The sequence below is a fragment of the Nonomuraea sp. K271 genome (assembly GCF_009908215.1).
GTDB classification, from domain to species: domain Bacteria; phylum Actinomycetota; class Actinomycetes; order Streptosporangiales; family Streptosporangiaceae; genus Nonomuraea; species Nonomuraea longispora.
Window position 1 is genome coordinate 54,671 of the sequence record NZ_JAAAHR010000013.1, and the last position, 18,712, is coordinate 73,382.

At 70.5% G+C, this 18,712-nt stretch carries 15 protein-coding genes; 7 read left to right on the forward strand and 8 right to left on the reverse strand.

Translation table 11 applies throughout. The features are described from left to right. Window positions 1-128: 128 nt before the first annotated feature. The 5 genes from fdhD to GUY59_RS06835 are packed head-to-tail and all read right to left on the reverse strand — an operon-like array spanning window position 129 to window position 6,520. A complete protein-coding gene (gene fdhD / locus GUY59_RS06815) occupies window positions 129-962 on the reverse strand; it encodes a formate dehydrogenase accessory sulfurtransferase FdhD (RefSeq protein ID WP_132333713.1) in 834 nt (277 codons plus the stop codon). Next, entirely contained in the window at window positions 955-1,797 is an 843-nt protein-coding gene (locus tag GUY59_RS06820; RefSeq protein ID WP_138199252.1) for a 2Fe-2S iron-sulfur cluster-binding protein, read from the reverse strand. The genes fdhD and GUY59_RS06820 overlap by 8 nt, the downstream gene beginning before the upstream one ends. Further along, window positions 1,794-3,599 (reverse strand): NAD(P)H-dependent oxidoreductase subunit E, encoded by a 1,806-nt coding sequence (locus GUY59_RS06825; protein ID WP_138199251.1) that lies wholly within the window; start codon window positions 3,597-3,599, stop codon window positions 1,794-1,796. The genes GUY59_RS06820 and GUY59_RS06825 overlap by 4 nt, the downstream gene beginning before the upstream one ends. Before the next feature lie 4 nt (window positions 3,600-3,603). After that, the gene (locus GUY59_RS06830; protein WP_132333710.1) at window positions 3,604-5,505 is read right to left on the reverse strand and encodes a molybdopterin oxidoreductase family protein; all 1,902 of its coding nucleotides are present in this window, start codon (window positions 5,503-5,505) and stop codon (window positions 3,604-3,606) included. A 37-nt stretch (window positions 5,506-5,542) separates the two neighbouring features. Beyond that, on the reverse strand, window positions 5,543-6,520 hold the full coding sequence (locus tag GUY59_RS06835; protein ID WP_138199295.1) for a 2-dehydropantoate 2-reductase: 978 nt from the start codon (window positions 6,518-6,520) through the stop codon (window positions 5,543-5,545). Window positions 6,521-6,705: 185 nt separating this feature from the next. Between GUY59_RS06835 and GUY59_RS06840 the strand changes: the two genes are divergently transcribed. The 7 genes from GUY59_RS06840 to GUY59_RS06870 all read left to right on the forward strand — a co-directional run bounded on the left by GUY59_RS06840 (window position 6,706) and on the right by GUY59_RS06870 (window position 16,064). After that, window positions 6,706-7,899, forward strand: coding sequence for a molybdopterin-binding protein (locus GUY59_RS06840; protein ID WP_138199250.1), 1,194 nt, complete (start codon window positions 6,706-6,708; stop codon window positions 7,897-7,899). Between the two features lie 91 nt (window positions 7,900-7,990). Continuing rightward, window positions 7,991-9,661: a thiamine pyrophosphate-binding protein gene (locus tag GUY59_RS06845; RefSeq protein ID WP_138199249.1), complete on the forward strand. Its 1,671-nt coding sequence runs from the start codon at window positions 7,991-7,993 to the stop codon at window positions 9,659-9,661. Window positions 9,662-9,674: 13 nt separating this feature from the next. Then, window positions 9,675-10,898 (forward strand): formyl-CoA transferase, encoded by a 1,224-nt coding sequence (frc, locus tag GUY59_RS06850; RefSeq protein WP_132333707.1) that lies wholly within the window; start codon window positions 9,675-9,677, stop codon window positions 10,896-10,898. Beyond that, a complete protein-coding gene (locus GUY59_RS06855; RefSeq protein ID WP_138199248.1) occupies window positions 10,899-13,025 on the forward strand; it encodes an acetate--CoA ligase family protein in 2,127 nt (708 codons plus the stop codon). An 86-nt stretch (window positions 13,026-13,111) separates the two neighbouring features. After that, window positions 13,112-14,605, forward strand: coding sequence for an Nramp family divalent metal transporter (locus GUY59_RS06860; RefSeq protein WP_252374828.1), 1,494 nt, complete (start codon window positions 13,112-13,114; stop codon window positions 14,603-14,605). After that, window positions 14,605-15,096 (forward strand): hypothetical protein, encoded by a 492-nt coding sequence (locus tag GUY59_RS06865; RefSeq protein WP_132333705.1) that lies wholly within the window; start codon window positions 14,605-14,607, stop codon window positions 15,094-15,096. Before GUY59_RS06860 ends, GUY59_RS06865 begins: the two co-directional genes overlap by 1 nt. Continuing rightward, window positions 15,093-16,064 carry a TerC family protein gene (locus GUY59_RS06870; RefSeq protein WP_138199247.1) on the forward strand — a complete coding sequence of 324 codons (972 nt, stop codon included), beginning with the start codon at window positions 15,093-15,095 and terminating at the stop codon, window positions 16,062-16,064. The genes GUY59_RS06865 and GUY59_RS06870 overlap by 4 nt, the downstream gene beginning before the upstream one ends. Window positions 16,065-16,167: 103 nt before the next feature. Here GUY59_RS06870 and GUY59_RS06875 read toward each other — a convergent pair whose 3' ends face one another. The 3 genes from GUY59_RS06875 to GUY59_RS06885 form a co-directional block, all read right to left on the reverse strand. After that, entirely contained in the window at window positions 16,168-16,344 is a 177-nt protein-coding gene (locus GUY59_RS06875) for a hypothetical protein (RefSeq protein ID WP_161714432.1), read from the reverse strand. A gap of 175 nt (window positions 16,345-16,519) precedes the next feature. Further along, window positions 16,520-17,263 (reverse strand): GntR family transcriptional regulator, encoded by a 744-nt coding sequence (locus tag GUY59_RS06880; protein WP_132333703.1) that lies wholly within the window; start codon window positions 17,261-17,263, stop codon window positions 16,520-16,522. 87 nt (window positions 17,264-17,350) lie between these two features. Then, complete coding sequence (locus GUY59_RS06885) at window positions 17,351-18,664, reverse strand: OFA family MFS transporter (protein ID WP_138199246.1); 1,314 nt, start codon at window positions 18,662-18,664, stop codon at window positions 17,351-17,353. Window positions 18,665-18,712 lie beyond the last annotated feature (48 nt).

Below are 18,712 nucleotides of genomic sequence, written 5' to 3' on the forward strand. Positions count from 1 at the left end.
GCACGCCGCTCGGCATCCCGCGGTCGCCCCGGTGGTCGTGCGCCGGCAGAGCCGTTGCCGGTGCCCGGAGCGACGTTCGCGGCCGCGAGGCGCCGGCCGGCCCGGCCGCGCCTCGCGGAATGGGGTGATCAGTCGGGGAGCAGGGCCTCCTCGCTCAGCCGGTGTTCGCCCGCGTAGACGTTCATCGAGTCACCCCGGAGGAAGCCGATGAGCGTCAGCCCTTCCTCGGCGGCCAGCTCGGCCGCGAGCGAGGAGGGCGCGGACACCGCGGCGAGCACGGGGACGCCCCCCATGACCGCCTTCTGCACCAGCTCGAACGACGCCCGCCCCGACACCATCAGCACGGTGCCCCGCAACGGCAGCCGGCCGTTCCTGAGCGCCCAGCCGAGCAGCTTGTCGACGGCGTTGTGCCGGCCCACGTCCTCGCGCACGCACAACGCCTCGCCGTCGGCCGTGAACAGGCCCGCCGCGTGCAGCCCGCCGGTCCTGTCGAAGACCCGCTGGGCCGCCCGCAGCCGCAGCGGCAGCGACGCGATCACCGGCTGCGTCAGCTCGACGGGGTCGTCGCCGGCGCTCCAGCGCGCCACGGTGCGCACCGCCTCCAGCGACGCCTTGCCGCAGACGCCGCAGGAGGAGGTGGTGTAGAAGTTACGCGGCTCCGGCGCCGGGACGCCGGGCGCGAGCCGCACGTCGAGCACGTTGTACGTGTTCCCGCCGTCCACCGTCGCGCCCGCGCAGTAGCGGATCGTGGCGATGTCGTCCGGCGATCCCACGGCGCCCTCACTGACGAGGAAGCCCGCGGCCAGGTCGAAGTCGTCGCCGGGCGTGCGCATGGTGACCGTCAGCGGCGTGCCGTTGAGCCGGATCTCCAGCGGCTCCTCGGCGGCCAGCGAGTCGATCCTGCGGGTGCGGGCGGTGTCCTTCACCCGCAGGATGCGGCGTTTGACGGAGACCCTAGACATAGCCGTACCCGAAGCGGCCCTTGACGCAGAGGTTGCCCTTGGTGACCGGGTTGTCGTGCGGCGAGGTCACCTTGACGATCTTGTTGTCCTGCACGTGCAGGGTCAGGTTGCAGCCCACACCGCAGTAGCTGCAGATCGTCGTGGTCTCCGTCTGCTTCGACTCGTCCCAGGTGCCCTCGGCCCGCATGTCGAACTCGCTCTTGAACGACAGCGCGCCCGTGGGGCACACCTCGACGCAGTTGCCGCAGTAGACGCAGGCCGAGTCGGTGAGCGGGGCGTCGAACTCCGTGGAGATCGTCGTGTCGAAGCCCCGGCCCGCGACGCCGATGGCGAAGGTGTTCTGCCACTGGTCGCCGCAGGCGTCCACGCACTTGTAGCACATGATGCACTTGCTGTAGTCGCGTACGTAGAGCTCGTTGTCGACCTTGGCGGGCTGCTCGACGGTGGCGGCGTCGTCGCCGAACCTGGCCGGGTCGGCGTCGTACTCCTCCGTCCACTCGGCCGCCCTCGGGGTGGTCGACAGGTCCACCGAGGACCCGAGCAGTTCCAGCACCACCTTGCGACTCTGCCGGGCGCGCTCGGTGTCGGTGCCGACCTTCATGCCCTTCTCGGCCTTCCTGGAGCAGGCGGGCGCCAGCGTCCGCGCGCCCTCCACCTCCACCACGCAGACCCGGCAGGCGTTCTTCGGGGTGAGCGTGTCGCCGTAGCAGAGCGTCGGGATGTCCTTGCCCGCCACGGCGCACGCGTCGAGGATCGTCGAGCCCTCTGGCACGCGCACGGTCTCGCCGTCGATCTCGACGTCGATGAGCCGGCGGGGCGGCTGGAGCGGGATCATCTGAAAACTCCCAGGCGGTCGATGGCTGATTCGACGGCGTTCCAGGCGGTCTGTCCGAGGCCGCAGATGGAGGCGTCACGCATGGTCTGCCCGACCTCGCGCAGCAGCACGAGATCATCGTCGTCGACCCGGCGCGACAACCGGTGCAGGGCCTCCTCCTGGCGTACCGTACCCACCCGGCAGGGCACGCACTGGCCGCAGGACTCGTCGCGGAAGAACTCCGCGATGCGCAGCAGCAGGCTCTTGAGGTCCACGCCGTCGTCGATGACGAGCACCACGCCCGAGCCGAGCGTCGCGCCGGCGGCCCTGGTGCCCTCGAAGGTGAGCGGGATGTCCAGATCGGTGACGAACGCGCCGGCCGCGCCGCCCAGCAGCACCGCCCTGGTCGTGCCGGTGGTGCCCGACAGGTCGAGCAGCTCGCGCAGCGTGGCGCCGAACGTCAGCTCGTAGACGCCGGGGCGTTCCACCGCGCCCGAGACGCAGAACAGCTTGGGCTCGGCCGCCGCGTACGCCTGCGCCCCGCGCTCCAGGATCGGCAGCACGTTGACCAGCGTCTCGACGTTGTTGACCACGGTCGGCTTGCCGAACAGCCCCTTCTCCACCGGGAACGGCGGTTTGCTGCGCGGCTCGCCCCGCTGCCCCTCGATCGAGTTGAAGATCGCGGTCTCCTCGCCGCAGATGTAGGCGCCCGCGCCCCTCCGCAGCTCGATGTCGAAGGACAGGCCCTTGCCGAGGATGTCGTCGCCGAGCAGGCCCCGCGCGCGGGCGGTCGCGATCGCGTGCTGGAGCCGCGCGACCGCCCGGGGATATTCGCCCCTGATGTAGAGGTATCCCCGGGCGCAGCCGGTGGCGTAGGCGGCGATCGTCATGGCCTCGACGAGCGCGTACGGGTCGCCCTCCATGATGACCCGGTCCTTGAACGTGCCCGGCTCGCTCTCGTCGGCGTTGCAGACCAGGTAGTGGGGGTGGTCCGGCTGGCGGGCCGTGGCGTCCCACTTGCGCCCGGTCGGGAACGCCGCGCCGCCCCTGCCGACCAGGCCCGACTCCAGCACTTCGCGGATCACGCCTGCGGGGCCGAGCTCGAAGGCCCGCCGCAGCGCGGTGTAGCCGCCGGCCGCCCGGTAGTCGTCCAGGCTGGCCGGGTCGACGGTGCCGATTCTCCTGAGCAGGAGCAGTCCGTCCTGCCCGGTCTGCGGCACCGCCGCCCGTTCCGGGGTCTCGCCGGTGACCTTGACGCTCGGCGTGCTGCCGTTGGAGTTCGGCGGCGCCTCGGCCATGGTGGTGATCGTTTCAGGGGTCGCGGGGGCGTACACCTGCGCCACGGGGGGCGTGCCGGCCTCCAGGGCGAGCGCGGCCGGGGCCCGCTCGCACATGCCCAGGCAGGGGCTCTCCTGCCACGACGTGCCCGCCGGGCCGAAGTGGTCCTCGACGCGCCTGCGTACGGACTCCGCGCCCTTCGCCTGGCAGGCCAGGTCGGTGCAGACGTGCAGCACCCGCTTCGGCCTCGGCTGCACGGAGAACAGCGCGTAGAACGTGGCCACGCCGTACGCCTCGGCCGGGGGGATCGTCAGGCGCCGGCAGATGTACTCGAGCGCCCCCTCGCTGATCCACCCGACCCGGTCGTTGACCGCGTGCAGCGCGGGCAGCAACTGGTCCCGGGCGGCCTCCGCGCGGGCGGCGAAGCGCAGGTCCTGCTCGGTCCTCGCGCCGCCGTCCCAGGCGGAGGCGGGCGGCCCGAGCAGGGCGTCGACCGCCGCGCGCTCCTCCTCGGACGGCTCCGCCCCACGAAATCTCAGATCCATCTGATCACCCGGCCTTGACGAGCTTCTCGACACGTACGGCGGCGGCCTTGAACTCGGCCGTGCCCGAGATCGGGTCGGTGGCCTCGATGGTCAAGGAGTTGGTGTCCACCTCGTCGGGGAAGTGGAACGTCATGAACACGAGCCCCGGCCGCAGGGCGGGGTCGATGTAGACCGGCGCGGTCACCGAGCCTCGCCGCGAGGTGATCCGCACCTCCTCGCCCTCGGTGAGGCCGAGCCGCTCGGCGTCCTCGGGGCAGAGTTCGACGGTCTCGCCACGGCGCAGCGGCGAGGCGAACCCGGACGACTGCACCCCGGTGTTGTAGGAGTCGAGCCGGCGGCCGGTGGTCAGCCGCAGCGGATATTCGTCGTCGAGCAGGTCCACCGGCGGCGAGTGCCGCAGCACCGCGAACGGCGCCGGCGTGCCGCGCTTCGACGGGTCGTTCTCCCACAGCCTGCCGTGCAGGTAGGGAGGCTCCAGCGAGTCCTCCGACGGGCAGGGCCACTGGATGCCCTGCAGGTCGGCCAGCCGCTGGTAGGTCATGCCCGTGTGCTGCGGGGACAGGGCGCGCAGTTCGTTCCAGACCTCCTCCGCGCCGTCGTAGTGCCAGTCGTGGCCCAGCCTGCGCGCGATCTCGCACATGATCCAGATGTCGTCGCGGGCCTCGCCCGGCGGCTCCAGGGCCTTGCGCACCCGCTGGACGCGGCGCTCGCTGTTGGTGAACGTGCCGTCGGCCTCGCACCAGGCGGCGCTGGCCGGCAGCACGACGTCGGCCATCTGGGCGGTCTTGGTGAGGAAGATGTCCTGCACCACCAGGTGGTCGAGCATCGACAGGCGCTTGATGCAGGCCAGCGAGTCGGCCTCCGACTGCACGGGATTCTCACCGATCAGATAGCACGTGGTGACCTCGCCCTCGGCCATCGCCTCCAGCATCTCGGTGAGGTTGTGCCCGTACCTCGGCTGGATCGGCCGGCCCCACGCGCTCTCGAACCTGGCCCTGATGCCGGGGTCGAGGATGTCCTGGAAGCCGGGCAGGCGGTTGGGGATGGCTCCCATGTCGCCGCCGCCCTGCACGTTGTTCTGCCCGCGCAGCGGCGACAGGCCCGAGCCGTAGCGGCCGACGTGGCCGGTCAGCAGGGACAGGTTGATGAGCGCACGTACGTTGTCGGTGGCGTTGTGGTGCTCCGTGATGCCGAGCGTCCAGCACAGCTGGGCGCGGTCGGCGCGGGCGTAGGAGTGGGCCAGCTCGCGGATGGCGGCCGCGGGCACGCCGGTGACCTGCTCGGCCACGCTGAGCGTCCACGGCTCGACCGACTCCTTGAACTCCTCGAAGCCGCTTGTGGCCCGCTCGATGAACGCCTCGTTGTGCAGGCCGGCGTGGATGATCTCGCGGGCCACCGCGTGGGCGAGCGGGATGTCCGTGCCGACGTTGAGCCCCAGCCACAGGTCGGCCCACTGGGCCGTTCCGGTGCGGCGGGGGTCGACCGCGAACATGCGCGCGCCCTTGCGGATGCCCTTGAGCACGTGCTGGAAGAAGATGGGGTGGGCGTTCCTGGCCGCCGAACCCCACATGACGATCACGTCGGTGTCCTCGACCTCCTGGTAGGAGGAGGTGCCGCCGCCGCTGCCGAACACCGCCGACAGCCCCGCCACGCTGGGCGCGTGGCAGGTGCGGTTGCAGGAGTCCACGTTGTTGGTGCCTATTACCACGCGGGTGAACTTCTGCCCGACGTAGTTCATCTCGTTGGTGGAACGGGCGCACGACAACATGGCGAAGCAGTCGGGGCCGTGCTCGGCGACGTTGCGGCGGAAGCCCTCCGCAGCGCGCTCCAGCGCCTCCTCCCAGCTCGCCTGGCGCAGTACGCCGTTCTCGCGCACCAGTGGATGGGTCAGGCGGTCATAGCTCATGATCCCTCCATTCTGTATACAATCACGGTATTCCCAGCTAGACCGCGCGGACAAGGTTCGCGTTCAGCAGATCGCTCACAGCGTGGATCGCGCGCAGCGTCGGCACCTCCGCTCCAGTGAGATCGGCCAGCTCGACCACCGCAGCCAGCAGCACGTCGAGCTCCAGCGGTTTCCCCTTCTCCAGGTCCTGGAGCGTGGACGTCTTGTGCTCGCCGGCCTTCTCCGCGCCTCGCAGACGGCGCTCGATCGAGATGCCCGGATCGCAGCCCACCCGCCTCGCGACCTCGACCGTCTCCCGCATCATGGCCACGACCAGCCCTCTCGTGCCGTCGTGGCGGCAGATCCCGGCCATCGTCGCTCTGGCGAGCGCGCTGATGGGGTTGAAGGCGATGTTGCCCATGAGTTTGATCCAAACATCCCGGCGGAGATCCGGCTCCACCGGGCACTTCAGGCCGCCCTCGACCGCCGCCCGGCTGAAGGCGGCGCATCGCTCGGTCGGCTCGCCGTTCGGCTCGCCGATGGAGAACCTGGTGCCTTCGAGGTGGCGGATCACGCCCGGCCTCTCGATCTCGGTGGCGGCGTAGACGACGCAGCCGATCGCCCGGTGCAGCGGCAGCGCGGCCGTCACCGCGCCGCCCGGGTCGACGCTTTCGATGCGGTAGCCCTCGTGCGGGCCCTTCAGTCCGTGGAAGTACCACCACGGGATGCCGTTCTGCGCGGCGATGATGCTCGTGGTCTCGTGCAGAAGCGGCTGGATCATGGGGCCCGCGGCGGCGTAACTGTTCGCCTTGAGGCCCAGGAAGACGTGGTCCACCGGGCCGACCTCGGTGGGGTCGTCGGTGGCATGGGGATGGGCGACGAAATCGCCCCTGGGGGTGAGCACCCGCACACCGGCGGAGCGTATCGCCTGCAGGTGCTCGCCTCTGGCGATGAGGTGCACCTCGACTCCCGCTCTGTGGAGGGCGGCCCCCACGTATGCGCCGATGGCGCCGGCGCCAAGAACAGCGACCTTCATCATCCGCTCCGTTCTCGCGTCGGACTGTCTGTACGGCCCCGTACAGCGGTGGGCCGCCGCCGCGGCCGACCGTTCACGCGGCCCGCTGGAGGCGAGCGACTGTGCATTCGGTATACAGTATGGAAAAAGTCGGGTCAAGGAGCGTAGCTGTGACCGTTGTTCGGCATGAACCAGTGGTGGAAGCGATGCCATGGGCCGCCGCGCGGGCCCTCGCGGCGCGGTCGGCGGGACGGCTGGAGCCGGCGCGGGTGCCGCTCCAGGAGGCGCTCGGCCGCCGCCTGACCGCCCCCTTGGCGGCGCTCGTGCCGGTGCCCGGCGTGGACGTGGCGGCGATGGACGGTTACGCCGTGGCGGGACGGGGCCCGTGGCTGGTCGTGGGCGGCGTCCTGGCCGGGGGAGCGCCGTACGGGGAAGTGCTGCGGGCCGGGGAGGCGGTGGAGATCGCCACCGGCGCCCCGGCCCCGGCGGGGGCGGAGGCGGTGCTGCCCTACGAGCACACGGTCGCGGCACCGTCTTCAGGGCATGGGGGCGCCGGGCACGAACCCGTCACGTGGGTGGATGGCGCCGTCGAGGCCGGGCGGCACATCCGGCGGCGGGGCGAGGACATCGCCGAGGACGCGGTCGTGCTCGGCGCGGGCGCCATGGTCACCCCCGCCGTACTCGGGCTTGCCGCCTCGCTCGGTCACGACACCCTGCTCGTACGTCCGCGGATCCGGGTGACGGTGCTGGTCACCGGCGACGAGGTGGTGCACGCGGGGCTGCCCGCGCCGGGCCGGGTCCGCGACGCCATCGGGCCGTTCCTGCCCGCCCTCGTGGAGTGGGCGGGCGGCCGGGTCGCCGGCGAGACCCGCCTCCCCGACGGCCCCGGCCCTCTCCGCGCCGCTCTCGCGGATGGGGCGCCGGGAACGGGCGCGGGTGAGGTGGCCGTCGTGTGCGGGGCGTCGTCGAAGGGGCCGGCCGACCACCTCCGGGGTGTGCTGGCGCGGCTCGGGGCGGAGCTCCTCGTCGACGGCGTCGCCGTACGTCCTGGGCATCCGCAGATGCTGGCCCGCCTGCCGGGCGGCGGGCTCGTCGTGGGCCTGCCCGGCAACCCGTTCGCGGCCCTCGCCGCCGCGCTCACGCTGCTGGCCCCGCTGGTACGCGAGGCGGCCGGCACGGCGGCGGGCCGGGAGACGAGCGCGCTGGCCGGCCCGGTCAGGGTGCACCCGAGGGACACCCGGCTGGTGCCGGTCAGGAGATCCGGCCGCGGGGCCGTGCCTGTGGGACATGACCGGCCGGGTTCGTTGTGGGGCGCAGCGCTCGCGGATGCGCTGGCCGTGGTGCCTCCGGGGTGGTCCGGTGAGCAGGTCGAGCTGATCGAGTTGCCCCTGGGGGGCTAGACAGGCCGTTCAGGAGGGAGTAACCATTGCGTTCATACGGTATGCAGTATGCGGAAGACAGGCGATCCGTCCCCGGGAAAGGGTTTGAAGGATGTCGGAAACGATCTCTGGCGGTCATCTCGTAGCCAAGGCACTCAAGGCCGAGGGCGTAGAAGTGATCTACACGCTCTGCGGCGGCCACATCATCGATATCTATGACGGCTGCGTCGATGAGGGCATCGAGGTCATCGACGTACGCCACGAACAGGTAGCCGCGCACGCCGCGGACGGATACGCGCGCATCACCGGCAAGCCCGGCTGCGCGGTGGTCACCGCCGGACCGGGCACGACCGACGCGGTCACCGGCGTGGCCAACGCCTTCCGCGCCGAGAGCCCCATGTTGCTCATCGGCGGCCAGGGGGCTCTGAGCCAGCACAAGATGGGCTCGCTCCAGGACCTGCCCCACGTGGACATGATGGCGCCCATCACCAAGTTCGCGGCCACGGTGCCCAGCACGGAACGGGTGGCCGACATCGTGTCCATGGCCTTCCGCGAGTGCTACCACGGCGCTCCCGGCCCGTCGTTCCTGGAGATCCCGCGCGACGTGCTCGACGCGAAGGTCCCGCTGGAGAAGGCGCGGATCCCGGAGGCCGGCCGCTACCGCGCCTCCACCCGCCAGGCGGGCGACCCCGAGGCGATCGAGCGGCTGGCCGACCTGCTCGCGCACGCCGAGAAGCCGGCCATCCTGCTCGGGAGCCAGGTCTGGACGTGCCGGGCGACGGACGCGGCGACCGGCTTCGTCAGGTCGCTCAACGTGCCCGCGTACATGAACGGCTCGGGCCGCGGCACGCTCGCGCCGGGCGACCCGCACCACTTCCAGCTCAGCCGCAGGTACGCCTTCACCGAGGCCGACCTGATCATCATCGTCGGCACCCCGTTCGACTTCCGGATGGGCTACGGCAAACGCCTGTCGCCGACCGCGACGGTCGTCCAGATCGACCTCGACTACCGCACCGTCGGCAAGAACAGGGACATCGACCTCGGCATCGTCGGCGACGCCGGCCTCGTCCTGTCCGCCGCAGCCCAGGCCGCGAGCGGCCGCATCGGGGACGCCGCAGCCAAGCGCAAGGCGTGGCTGGAGGAGTTGCGCACGGTCGAAACCCAGGCGTACGAGAAGCGCCTGCCCCGCCAGCACTCCGACGCCCGGCCCATCGACCCCTACCGCCTCGTGCACGAGATCAACGAGTTCCTCACCGAGGACACCATCTACATCGGCGACGGCGGTGACATCGTCACCTTCTCCGGCCAGGTCGTGCAGCCGAAGTCGCCCGGCCACTGGATGGACCCGGGACCGCTCGGCACGCTCGGCGTCGGCACGGCCTTCGCGATGGCGGCCAAGCAGGCGCGGCGGGACAAGGAGGTGCTGTGCCTGTTCGGCGACGGCGCCTTCAGCCTGACCGGCTGGGACTTCGAGACGATGGTCCGCTTCGACCTGCCGTTCATCGGGATCATCGGCAACAACTCCTCGATGAACCAGATCAGGTACGGCCAGGCCGCCAAGTACGGCGAGGACCGCGCGCGCGTCGGCAACACCCTCGGCGACATCCGCTACGGCGAGTTCGCCAAGCTCCTCGGCGGCCACGGCGAGGAGGTCCGCGACCCGTCCGAGATCCGGCCCGCGCTGGAGCGGGCCAGGGAGTCGGGCAAGCCCTCACTGATCAACGTATGGGTCGATCCGGACGTCTACGCCCCCGGAACGATGAACCAGACCATGTACAAGTAGGGGAAACAGCGACATGAAGGCTCTCGAAGGTGTCCGCGTCCTCGACATGACCCACGTCCAGTCGGGCCCGTCCGCCACCCAGATGCTCGCGTGGCTGGGCGCCGACGTGGTCAAGCTGGAAGCCCCCAAAGGCGACATCACCCGACAGCAGCTCCGTGACGTGCCAGACGTAGACAGCCTGTATTTCACGATGCTGAACTGCAACAAGCGCAGCATCACCCTCAACATGAAGAGCGAGCGCGGCAAGGAGCTCTTCACCGAACTGGTGAAGAGCGCGGACGTCCTGGTGGAGAACTTCGGGCCGGGCGCCGTCGACCGCATGGGCTTCACCTGGGAACGCCTCCAGGAGCTCAACCCCGGCCTCATCTACGCCTCGATCAAGGGCTTCGGCCCCGGCCGGTACGCCAAGTTCAAGGCGTACGAGGTGATCGCGCAGGCGATGGGCGGCTCGATGAGCACCACCGGCTTCGAGGAGGGCCCGCCGCTGGCCACCGGGGCACAGATCGGCGACTCGGGCACCGGCATCCACGCGGTCGCCGGCATCCTGGCCGCCCTCTACCAGCGCCAGCAGACCCAGCGCGGCCAGCGCGTCCAGGTGGCCATGCAGCACGCCGTGCTGAACCTGTGCCGCGTCAAGCTGCGCGACCAGCAGCGGCTGGCGCACGGCCCGCTGCGCGAATATCCGAACAAGACGTTCGGCGACGAGGTGCCGCGCTCGGGCAACGCCAGCGGCGGCGGCCAGCCGGGCTGGGCGGTGCGTTGCGCGCCCGGCGGTCCCAACGACTACATCTACGTGATCGTGCAGCCGGTCGGCTGGGAGCCGATCGCGAACATCATCGGCCGTCCCGAGCTGGCCGCCGACCCCGAGTGGGCGACGCCGGAGGCGCGGCTGACCAAGCTGGACAAGATGTTCCAGCTCATCGAGGAGTGGACGATCCGCCACGACAAGTGGACGGTGCTCGACCGGTTCAACGGCGCCAACGTCCCGTGCGGGCCGATCCTGTCGACCAAGGAGCTGGTGGAGGACGAGAGCCTGCGCGAGGAGGGCATCGTCGTCAAGGTCGACCACCCGGAACGCGGTGAGTTCGTGACGGTCGGCAGCCCGCTGCAGTTGTCGGACTCGCCGGTGGACGTCGTCACCCCGCCGCTGCTCGGTGAGCACAACCAGGACATCTACGGCGAGCTGGGCGTCAGCGCGGACGAGCTCGCCGAACTCAAGACGAACGGAGTCATCTAAGTGGCGACCACAAGCGTGGCCAGGGAGGTCATCGACAAGGCGCTCGCCGAAGGGCGGACGGCTCTGACCGCACCGGAAGGGCGCAGGCTCTGCGAGGAGTACGGCATCGCGACCCCGGGCGAAGGGCTGGCCACGTCGGCGGCGGAGGCGGCGGAGGTCGCCGAGAAGATCGGGCTCCCGGTCGTTCTCAAGATCGTCTCGCCTGACATCCTGCACAAGACGGACGCCGGCGGCGTGCTGGTCGGCCTCAGAAGCGCCGACGAGGTGCGGGAGGGCTACGACACGATCCTGGCCAACGCCCGCGCCTACAACCCCGACGCGAAGATCGACGGCATCCAGGTGCAGCAACTGGTCGGCGGCGGCCACGAGGTCATCGTCGGCGCCGTCACCGATCCCACGTTCGGCAAGGTCGTCGCCTTCGGGCTTGGCGGTGTCCTGGTCGAAGTTTTGCAAGACGTTACCTTTAGGCTTGCCCCACTTTCGGGTGAAGATGCCTTTGGCATGCTGGACGACATCAGGGCGGCAGAGGTCCTCCGTGGTGCTCGCGGCGCCGAACCCGCCAACCGGGAGGCGCTCGCGGGCCTGATCGAGCGGGTCGGCCGGCTGGTCACCGACGTCCCCGAGATCGTCGAGATCGACCTCAACCCGGTCTTCGCCGACGCGAGCGGAGCGGTCGCCGCCGACGTGCGCATCCTCATCGGCGACAAGCCCGCCGAGGTCGCCCGGCTGTCGCGCGAGGAGATCCTCCGGCAGATGACGCGGATCTTCAAGCCGCGCTCGGTCGCGGTCATCGGCGCCTCCGCCGAGACCGGCAAGATCGGCAACTCCGTCATGCGCAACCTCATCAACGGCGGCTACCAGGGGCAGATCCTGCCGATCAACCCCAAGGCCGACGAGATCATGGGGCTGCCCGCGTACAAGAGCATCTCCGACGTCCCCGGCGACGTGGACGTGGCCGTGTTCGCCATCCCCGCCAAGTTCGTCGCGGCGGCGCTGGAGGAGACCGGCAAGAAGGGCGTGGCGGGCGCCGTCATGATCCCGTCGGGCTTCGCCGAAACCGGCAACGTCGAGGGTCAGCAGGAGATCGTCGAGATCGCGCGCAGGCACGGCGTGCGCATGCTCGGGCCCAACATCTACGGCTACTACTACACGCCGGAGAACCTCTGCGCGACGTTCTGCACGCCGTACGACGTCAAGGGCAGCGTGGCGCTGACCTCGCAGAGCGGCGGTATCGGCATGGCCATCCTGGGCTTCAGCCGCACCACCAAGATGGGCGTCTCCGCCATCGTCGGCGTCGGCAACAAGGCCGACGTGGACGAGGACGACCTGCTCACCTTCTTCGAGCAGGACGACAACACCAAGGCCGTGGCCATGCACCTGGAGGACCTCAAGGACGGGCGCGGCTTCGTCGACGCCGCCCGCCGCGTGGTCAAGGAGAAGCCGGTCATCGTGCTCAAGGCGGGACGCACCGCGATGGGCGCGCGGGCGGCCGGCTCCCACACCGGGGCCCTGGCCGGCAACGACAAGGTCTACGACGACATCCTCCGGCAGGCCGGGGTGGTGCGCGCGCCGGGACTCAACGACATGCTGGAGTACGCCCGCGCGCTGCCGATCCTGCCCGCGCCCAAGGGCGAGAACGTCGTCATCATCACCGGGGCCGGCGGCTCGGGCGTGCTGCTCTCCGACGCCATCGTCGACGCGGGCCTGACGCTCATGGACATCCCGCCCGACCTGGACGAGGCCTTCCGCGCCTACATCCCCCCGTTCGGGGCGGCGGGCAACCCCATCGACATCACCGGCGGCGAACCGCCATCGACGTACGAGAACACGGTCCGCCTCGGCCTGGCCGACGAGCGCATCCACGCGCTCGTCCTGGGCTACTGGCACACGATCGTGACGCCGCCGATGGTCTTCGCCGAGCTCATCGCCAGCGTCGTGGCGGAGGAGCGGCAGAAGGGCAACGTCAAGCCGGTCGTGGCGTCGCTCGCCGGGGACACCGAAGTTGAGGAGGCCAGCGAGTACCTGTTCGAGCATGGCGTGGTCGCGTACCCGTACACGACAGAGAAGCCCGTGGCGGTCCTCGGTGCGAAGTACCGCTGGGCCAGGGCTGCCGGACTGCTGCGCTAGAGCCGATTGACCGCACAGCAGCCAGGCGAGGGGGCCATTTCGGGGCAGCAGCGCAGAAAGGCAACAACCCCCCAGGAGGTCCGTAGGTGGACACATCGAACACACCACCGGCGGCGCAGACCGCGCCACCGGCAGAGGACGAACGAGTATGGAAAGCGGGCCGGCTTGAGCCGATGCCCATCAGGAAGCTCCCCGACGCGCCTCCCTCGGTGCACATTCTCGGGCCGACGGTCTTTCTCGTCGCCCTGGGCGTGGGCATGGGCGAGTCGTACATGTGGCCCCGGCTGGTGCTGCTGTTCGGGCCGGAGATCCGGTGGCTGTTCCTGATCGGCGTCAGCCTGCAGGCCGTGGTGATGCTGGAGATGGCGCGCTACGCCATGGCCACGGGGGAGAGCATCTTCTCCGGCGCGGCCAGGGTGTTCAAGCCGCTGATGTGGTTCTTCTTCATCGTCGCCATCGCCGTCTACATCTGGCCGGGACACCTGTCGGCGGGAGCGGCGGCGTTCGAGGAGATAACCGGAATCCCCTGGGTGGTGACCGCGGTCGCCGGGTTGATCCTCGTCGGAGTGATCTTCAGCCTGGCCAAGGTGATCTACAACGTGCTGGAGAACGTGTTGTCGCTGCTCATCGGCGCACTCGTGCTCGGCACCGCCGTGGTCGCCGCCATGGTCGGCACCTGGAACGACGTGGTCACCACGATCACGGGCATGTTCTCCTTCGGCTACCTGCCGCCGGAGGCCATGACCGCGGCCTGGTTCCCCGTGATCGTCGGGGCGTGCGCGTTCGCCGGCCCGTCGGGCATGCAGCAGATGTGGTACACGCTGCACCTGCGTGACTCCGGCGCCGGCATGGGCGCGCACATGCCGAAGGTCCGCGGGCTGCGGCACGCGGGCGAGCAGGAGGAGATGCCCGCGCGCGGGTTCATGTTCGACACCGACAACCCGGCGGAGATGGCCAAGTGGAGGGGGTGGCGGCGCTGGGTCACCTTCGACGCCCTCCTGCTGTTCTGGGGCATCACCATGCTGGTCACGATCTCCTTCACGGTGATCGCCCAGTCGGCGGTGCGGCAGAACCCGGGCGTGCGCGACGTGATCGCAGGCGATGACCGGGAGGTGGCCCTCACCGCGATGGCGGACGCGGTCTCCTCCGCGGGCAGCTCGGTACTCGGGGTCGTTTTCCTCGGGTTCATCGCGCTCATCGGCCTGAACGCGACGCTGGGGTTGTTCGACTCCTTCTCCAGAGGTCAGGCCGACATGACGTACAACTTCGTGCCCGGCGCGAAGAAGGTCCGCATGTCGCACCTGTACGCCATCTTCCTCTGGGGCGTGATCATCTTCGGCATCCTGATCCTGCTGTTCGGCCCGGCCGACGGACCCAGCGGGATCCTCGACACGCTGGCGTTCCTGTCGACGTTCGCGATGGGCGCGTACTGCGTGACGCTGCTCCTGGTGAACAACCGCATGCTGCCCAAACCGATCAGGCCCAAGTGGTGGACCAACGTGATCATCGGATTCGGCGCGGTGTTCTACCTGGGGATGCTGTTCTACAGCCTGTTCGCCTATGGCGTGGTCGTGGGCTGATGATCGGACGGCACAGCCTCGAACTCGCCCTGCCAGGGGCGTCGATCGGAGCCGCCGCCGGTGCCATGGCCGGTGGGCTGACCCTGCTCGCGGGGCAGCCCACCGGGATGGCCGCGCTGTCGGCCCTCGCGCTCTCCGTGCCGCTCGGCCTCTTCGGCGGGTTGTACGGGGTGCTCCTGGGCCACGGCGTGTTCCGGCCGGGTACCTTCGGCCCCGTCGGACTGTTCTGGATGGTGGCCTTCCCCGTGTCCCGGCTCGTCCAGGAGAGTCTGGCCGGGGTCGGCATGGCCGACGGCGTGCTGCCGTTCCTGGCATACCAGGCGATGGTGGCGCTCGGCTTCGCGATCGGCTTCGTCTGGCTGCACGAGCGGCTCATGCCGCACTGGCTGATGCGCAGGGCCGGCGCGAACCCTGAGGCCAAGGCGCTGCTCGGCCAGTACATCAAGCACGCCCAGGCGCTGCAGGCGACCAGGAAGGGGTCGCGTCGATGAACCTGCCCGTCTGGGTCTGGCTGGCCACGATCGGCGGATTCTGCATCGTGCTCGCGTTCGACTTCTACCTCGTCGCCCGCAACCCGCACGAACCCTCGTTCAGGGAATGTGTGGGCTGGGTGTCGTTCTACGTGGGCCTGGCCGCGGCCTTCGGCGTCGGCCTGCTCCTGTTGTCGGGCCCCGCGCACGGCGGGGAGTTCTTCGCCGGGTGGATCACCGAGTATTCGCTCAGCGTGGACAACCTCTTCGTCTTCCTGCTGATCATGAGCCGATTCCGGGTGCCGCGCGAATATCGCCAGAAGGTGCTGCTCATCGGCATCATCCTGGCGCTGATGATGCGCGGCGTCTTCATCGCGGCCGGCGCCGAGGCGGTCACCAGGTTCGACTGGCTCTTCTACGTCTTCGGCGCGTTCCTCGTCTACACCGCGTGGAAGCTGATCGGTCACGAGGACGACGACGCGGAATTCTCCGAGAACATCGCCCTGCGCACGGTGCGCCGGGTGCTCCCGACCACGGACACCTATCACGGCGCCCGGCTCACCGTGCACCTGGGCCGCAGGATGGTCACCCCGATGCTGATCGTGATGGTCGCCATCGGGACGACCGACCTGCTGTTCGCCCCCGATTCCATCCCGGCCATCTTCGGGCTCACCAAGGAGCCCTATCTGGTCTTCACCGCCAACGCCTTCGCCCTCATGGGGCTGCGGCAGCTCTTCTTCCTCATCGGCGGGCTGCTCGACCGGCTCGTCTACCTGAGCAAGGGGTTGTCGGTGGTGCTGGCCTTCATCGGGGTGAAGCTGATCCTCGAGGCCCTGCACCACGACGGTGTGTCGTGGGCGCCGGAGATCCCGATCCTGGTCTCTCTCGGCGTCATCGTCGGCACCCTCGCGGTCACCACGGTGCTGAGCCTGGTGAAGTCGGCTCGTGCCAGGGCGGAGGTGGTGGAGCCGGAAACCGCCGATCGCTGACCCCCCCGAACCGGGGCCGCGCGCGGGGGCGAACCCTCCCCTGCCGCGGCTCTGCGGCGTGCCCGCGACGACCGTGCTCACGGGACGTGTCTCACCGGACGTTTTACGGCCGGGGACTCTTGCGTACGTCGTGCTCGGCGGTCCACTGGCGCAGGTAGCGCTCCGCGTCGTCGGCGGAGTGGTGTTTCCTGAGCGCCGTGCTGAGGCCGAGGCCGATCACCCGGCCGTCGGCCGGATGGCCTGCCGGATCACCAAGGAGAAAGCGGATGAACGCCTTCACGGTCATGCACCTCCAATCTCTGCTACGCATCCTCTGCCCGAGGTGTTACGCAGCATGTCGTCTTCTGTGAACGTCAGATCTCCCCGCGGTCGTCCCCGCAGGTCACCCCACGGCGATTTCGCGCAGGCGTGCTCGACGCACCTCGCGGGACGCCCCGCGAGGGTCTTCGGGGTCGTCAGCCGGCGGAGGGGGTGCGCGGACGTCGCCGGCGCACCGGCTTGGGCGCGGGCTCCACGGGCTCGTTCTCCCGCTGCTCCATGTAGGAGGCGCGGGTGTGCTCGGTGTGCTCACGCATGATCTTCGCGGCGCGGCGCTCGTCGCCCGCCTCGATGGCGTCGATCAGCGAGGTGTGCTCGTCCCATGAGGCCATGCCGCGCTGGCGGGCCACGGGCGTGTGATACCACCGCACGCGCCTGGCCACCTGGGCGGCCAGCTCGGCCAGGACCTTGTTGCCAGACAGGTCGGTCACCAGCGCGTGCAGCTCCGAGTTGGTGGCCACGGCCGCGTCGACGTCGTCGGACTGCACCGCGGCGATGCCGCGGGCGCACAACGCGCGCAGCCGTTTCACGCCGTCCTCGCCGGCGTGCTCGGCGGCCAGCCGGGCGGACTCGGTCTCGAGCAGGGTGCGGACGGCCAGCAGTTGGTCGGCCTCCTCCAATGTCGGGACGTGCACGAACGCGCCCTGACCCGGGTGCAGATCGACCCAGCCCTCGCCGCTGAGCTGCTGCAACGCCTCGCGGACCGGCTGCCTGGAGACCCCCAGCAGCTCGGCCAGCTCGCTCTCGACGAGGTGCTGGCCGGGTTTGAGCTGCCCGGAGACGATGAGCTCTTGGATAGCCTCTATGACGCTTTCACGGAGCGTGGCAGGACGGGGAATCTTCGCGGCCGCCGTCTGACCGGCCTGATCCGACAGCAACATGGGCACGTCTCCAGGACTGAGCTGAAAAGTTTTTAGTCGACTGCCTACAGCATACCGGCCGCGCGTTGTCCATGGTCGTGAGTCTCATCACAGGGGGATCGTCGCGGGCAGGCCGGGTAGACGCAGGCGGGAGGCGGCCAGCGCGGGCAGCGCGGCCAGGACGGCGGCGACCAGCAGCGCGGCGCCGGGGGCGGCCAGGGCCGCCGTGGCCAGGGCCACGGCGCCGACACCTGCCAGGGCCTTGGCGCTGTAGATGACGGCGTGGATCTCGCCGGCCCGCTCGGTGCCGAAGAACTCGCGTACGAGGCTGGCGAGCAGCGGGTAGAAGGCGCCGCCGCCCAGCCCGGCCGCGATCGCGCCGAGCCAGAGCAGGGGAGCGCTGACGTTCGCCGGCCCGGGGAGGCCGCCCACGTGCGCGCCGCCGGCGGTCAGCAGCACCTGGCCGGCCGCGAGCGCGCCCAGCACGGCGGCCAGCACCCGCCTGCGGCCGAACAACTCCGAGCAGCGCATGGCCACCGCCCTGCTGGCGCCGTTCAGCGCCACCATGAGGGCCACCGCGCCCCACGTCCCCGTGCCCGCGACCACGATCACGTCGAAGACCGACACGGCGCCGGCGCACGTCAGGATCAGGGCGAGCGCGGGCAACGTCCTCGTGCGCAGCGCCTGGGCGAGCAGGAACTGCTTGGCCGCCTCCGGGGTGACGCGCAGCCGCGCGGCGTCGAGGGCGTGCGTACGCGGGTCCACGTCGGCGGGCCACCACAGGGCCGGGGGCAGCCGCAGGTGGCGGGCCGCCGTCCCGATGACGGCCACGGCGACGGCCGCGGCGGTCAGGAAGGCGGCCGGCGTGGCGTCGGGGGCGATCCCGGCCCAGACCAGCAGTGGCACGGCCCCGTACCCGAAGGCGCCGGTGATCAGGCCGACCCGGGCGGCGGGCCGCTCAGGGAACCAGGAGGAGACCACCTCGCCGCAGACGCCGTAGACCAGGCCCGCGCCCAGCCCGCCGAGCAGCCCGTAGCCGACGAGGGCGGCCGGGCTCACGGGGCCGCCGCCCGCGAGCGCCGCCTGCCCGGCCGCGGCGAGCGACGCGCCGCTCGTGAGGGCGGCCGTGACGAGGCCGAGCCCGCTCAGCGCGGCCCCGAGCGCCAGGCTCACGCGTACGCTGAGGCGCCCGCGCCGCACCATGTGCAGGGCGGGCAGCGCGCCCGCCGCCTGACAGGCGATCCAGACGGCCAGCAGGGTCAGCCCGGCGCTTTTCTGGGCGAGCAGCGCGGCGTAGCCGTACTGGAGCGGGCTGATCGCGGCCATCGCGGCCCAGGCCAGCCGGAACATGCGCGTGCGGTCGGCGGGGACGGGCCCGGGAAGGTACGAGCGGCCGCGCCAATCTCTGACTGCATTCTCCATACTGTATGGAATATCCAGTAGACGGCTCCCTGTCGAGCCCTAGACGAG

Excerpts from the sequence above, each read along its gene's own strand:
- GUY59_RS06870 (WP_138199247.1), top strand. The coding sequence starts at position 15,093 with ATGAACCTGCCCGTCTGGGTCTGGCTGGCCACGATCGGCGGATTCTGC.
- GUY59_RS06820 (WP_138199252.1), bottom strand. The coding sequence starts at position 1,797 with ATGATCCCGCTCCAGCCGCCCCGCCGGCTCATCGACGTCGAGATCGAC.
- GUY59_RS06830 (WP_132333710.1), bottom strand. The coding sequence starts at position 5,505 with ATGAGCTATGACCGCCTGACCCATCCACTGGTGCGCGAGAACGGCGTA.
- GUY59_RS06840 (WP_138199250.1), top strand. The coding sequence starts at position 6,706 with ATGCCATGGGCCGCCGCGCGGGCCCTCGCGGCGCGGTCGGCGGGACGG.
- GUY59_RS06825 (WP_138199251.1), bottom strand. The coding sequence starts at position 3,599 with ATGGATCTGAGATTTCGTGGGGCGGAGCCGTCCGAGGAGGAGCGCGCG.
- GUY59_RS06835 (WP_138199295.1), bottom strand. The coding sequence starts at position 6,520 with ATGAAGGTCGCTGTTCTTGGCGCCGGCGCCATCGGCGCATACGTGGGG.
- GUY59_RS06865 (WP_132333705.1), top strand. The coding sequence starts at position 14,605 with ATGATCGGACGGCACAGCCTCGAACTCGCCCTGCCAGGGGCGTCGATC.
- fdhD (WP_132333713.1), bottom strand. The coding sequence starts at position 962 with ATGTCTAGGGTCTCCGTCAAACGCCGCATCCTGCGGGTGAAGGACACC.
- GUY59_RS06885 (WP_138199246.1), bottom strand. The coding sequence starts at position 18,664 with ATGGAGAATGCAGTCAGAGATTGGCGCGGCCGCTCGTACCTTCCCGGG.
- GUY59_RS06845 (WP_138199249.1), top strand. The coding sequence starts at position 7,991 with ATGTCGGAAACGATCTCTGGCGGTCATCTCGTAGCCAAGGCACTCAAG.
- GUY59_RS06880 (WP_132333703.1), bottom strand. The coding sequence starts at position 17,263 with ATGTTGCTGTCGGATCAGGCCGGTCAGACGGCGGCCGCGAAGATTCCC.
- frc (WP_132333707.1), top strand. The coding sequence starts at position 9,675 with ATGAAGGCTCTCGAAGGTGTCCGCGTCCTCGACATGACCCACGTCCAG.